The 3601-nt window shown below is 61.4% G+C and carries 2 protein-coding genes; both read left to right on the top strand.

All coding sequences use genetic code 11. The features are described 5' to 3' along the window. The coding region (locus ACR0FG_RS20750; RefSeq protein WP_480826036.1) for a TAXI family TRAP transporter solute-binding subunit at positions 1-885 on the top strand (885 nt) is incomplete at its 5' end. A gap of 119 nt (positions 886-1004) precedes the next feature. Beyond that, positions 1005-3601: TRAP transporter permease (locus ACR0FG_RS20755; protein ID WP_480895250.1), on the top strand; the 2597-nt coding region annotated here is incomplete at its 3' end.

Raw genomic sequence — 3601 nt, forward strand, 5'->3', positions numbered from 1 at the left:
ACGATTGGGACGGGTGGTGTTACGGGTGTTTATTATCCGACGGGTGGTGCGATCTGTCGTTTGGTGAACAAGGGCCGTAAGGAGCATGGGGTTCGGTGTTCTGTGGAATCGACGGGTGGTTCGGTGTACAACATCAACACCATTCGCGAGGGCGAGCTGGAGTTTGGTGTGGCGCAATCCGACTGGCAGTACCATGCGTATAACGGCACCTCGAAGTTCGAAGACGCGGGCGCGTTTGAGAACCTGCGGGCGGTGTTCTCGGTGCATCCGGAACCCTTTACCGTTGTGGCGCGTGCCGATGCGGGGATTTCCAGCTTTGAGGACCTCAAGGGCAAGCGCGTGAACATCGGCAACCCCGGTTCCGGTCAGCGCGGCACGATGGATGTTGTGCTGGAAGCAATGGGCTGGACCATTGATGACTTTGAACTGGCCTCGGAACTGAAAGCAGCCGAGCAGTCGGCGGCGCTGTGTGACAACCAGCTGGACGCGATGATCTATACGGTGGGTCACCCGTCGGGGTCGATCCAGGAAGCGACCACCGCGTGCGACTCGGTTCTGGTGAACGTGACCGGCGATGCGATCCAGGGTCTGATCGACAACAACTCGTACTACCGCACCGCGACCATTCCAGGCGGCATGTATCGCGGCTCGGATGGCGACACCACGACCTTTGGTGTGGGCGCGACCTTCGTGACCTCGGCAGATGTGTCGGATGACGCGGTTTATGCGGTTGTCAGCTCGGTCTTTGAAAACTTCGACGACTTCAAAAAGCTGCACCCGGCGTTTGCCAACCTGCAGCCGGAAGAGATGATCGCGGATGGTCTGTCGGCGCCGCTGCATCCGGGTGCCGAGAAGTACTACAAGGAAAAAGGCTGGCTGCAGTAAGCCGGACCTGATCCGGGGCGCGCCTGTGACGGGCGCGCCCTTTTTGCACACCCGGGGTGCCGGGTGACAACGAGGCCGAAACGGCCCGACAAGATCGCAGAGCGACGGGGAGACGCCAGATGAGTTCCGACACCCAATCCAACCGCCCGCTATCCGAGGAAGAGCTTCAGGATCTGGTCGCCTCGTCCGATGCGGGCGCGCGCAATCCGGCGGGCAATGTCGGGATATTCCTGGCCATCGTCGCGGTGCTGTGGTCGGTCTTTCAGGTGGTGCTGGCCTCGCCGGTCTCGAATATGCTGCTGCCGGGCAGCGTGGTGAACAATTCGCGCCAGATCCATTTGGCCTTTGCGATCTTTCTGGCCTTTGCGGCCTATCCGGCGCTGAAATCCAGCCCGCGTGACTACATTCCGATTCAGGACTGGATCATGGGTGTGGTGGGCGCGGGTATCGCGCTTTATGGCTATATTTTCTATGAAAAACTGGTCGACAATGGCCTGCTGGCGGATGATGTCGACAAATGGGTGGCCCTGGGCGGGTTGCTGTTGCTGTTTGAGGCCGCGCGGCGCGCGCTTGGCCCGGCGATGGCGATCATTGCGACGATCTTCCTGGCCTATGTGTTCTTCGGCTCATCCGACTGGGTGCCCGAAGTGATCCAGTGGAAAGGCGCCAGCCTGAAGAAAGCCATGAGCCATATGTGGATCACGTCCGAGGGTGTGTTTGGCATCGCGTTGGGTGTCTCGACCAAGTTCGTCTTCCTGTTCGTGCTGTTTGGTGCGCTGCTGGATAAGGCGGGCGCGGGCAATTACTTTATCAAGATGGCCTTTGGCGCGCTGGGGCACCTGCGCGGCGGCCCGGCCAAGGCGGCTGTGGTGGGCTCGGCGGCCACGGGGCTGATCTCGGGGTCATCCATCGCCAATGTTGTGACCACCGGCACCTTTACCATTCCGCTGATGAAGCGGGTGGGCTTTTCCAGTGAACAGGCGGGCTCGGTCGAGGTCGCCAGTTCGGTGAACGGTCAGATCATGCCACCGGTGATGGGCGCTGCGGCCTTTCTGATGGTGGAATATGTGGGCATTTCCTATGTCGAGGTGATCACCCACGCCTTCCTGCCTGCGGCGATTTCCTACATCGCGCTGGTCTATATCGTGCATCTGGAGGCGGTGAAGCGGAACATGCCCACGCTGGGTGACCGCGTGGTCTCGATGGGGCGCACGATCGGCGGCATGGCGATCTTCTTCGTGGGCTTTGCCGGGCTCTGCTATGGCATCCAGTATCCGATCAAGGGCATCATAGCGCTGATCCCGGATGCCTCGGGTCTGGTGCTGTCGGGCCTGATCGTGCTGGCCTATCTGTTCCTGCTGAAACTGGCCTCGGGCGTGGATGATCTGGTGCCGGATGATCCCAACGCCAAAGAGGTCGAACTGCCGGTGATTGCCGAGATCTACAAGGCCGGTCTGCATTACCTGCTGCCGATCATCGTGCTGGTCTACTTCCTGATGATCGAGCAGAAATCGCCGGGCCTGTCAGCCTTCTGGGCGACCTCGCTGCTGTTCGTGATCCTGCTGACGCAGAAGCCGATGAAGTCGATCTTCCGGGGTGAGAACAACACCGCAAACGCCTTCCGCGATGGGGTTGTCGACCTGTGGAACGGTCTGATCGATGGCGCGCGCAACATGATCGGCATCGCGCTGGCCACGGCCACCGCAGGCGTGATCGTGGGCACCGTGACACTGACGGGTGTGGGGCAGGTGATGGCCGATCTGGTCGAGTTCCTGTCGGGTGGCAACCTCATTGCCATGCTGGCGCTGGTGGGCCTGCTGAGTCTGATCCTGGGCATGGGCCTGCCGACCACGGCGAACTATATCGTCGTCAGCTCGCTGATGGCCGGTGTGGTTGTTGAGTTGGGCGCGCAGGATGGTCTGATCGTGCCGCTGATCGCGGTGCATCTGTTTGTGTTCTACTTCGGCATCATGGCCGATGTGACACCACCCGTGGGTCTGGCCAGCTTTGCCGCCGCCGCCGTGTCGGGCGGCGACGCGATCAAGACGGGCTTCACCGCCTTCTTCTACAGCTTGCGCACCGTGGCGCTGCCGTTTGTGTTCATCTTCAACACCGATCTGCTGCTCATTGATGTGGGCTGGGTGCAGGGCATTCTGGTGGCCATATCCGCGACCATCGCGATCCTGATCTTCACCGCCGGCACCATGGGCTGGTTCCTCACGAAGAACCGCATCTATGAAAGCGTGGCGTTGATCCTGATCGCCTTTGCGCTGTTCCGTCCGGACTTCTTCATGAACCGCATCGCGCCGCCCTTTGCGCAGATCGAACCGGCACAGCTGGAGCAAGCCGTGGGCGAGGCCGCCCCGGGCAGTTCCCTGCGCATCGAGGTCGCAGGCCCCGACTTTGACACCGGCAACATGACCGAGACCACGGTGGTGCTGACCATCGGCGACGAGGCGGACGGTGCGGCCCGCATCGACGCCCTGGGCCTGATCCCGCTAGAGGAAGATGGTCTGGTCAAACTCGAAGAGCCTCTGTTCGGCACCCCGGTCGCGGATGAGCTGTCGAACTTCGACTACTACGCCGACGAGCCCGTCCGCATCACCACCGTACAGGCCCCCCAGAACCAGCCCCCCAAAGAGCTGATGTTCATCCCGGCGCTCCTGCTTCTGGCCCTCATCGCCTTCCTGCAAAAAACCCGCGCCGCACGCTCCAA

Source organism: Ruegeria sp. E1 (assembly GCF_056534225.1).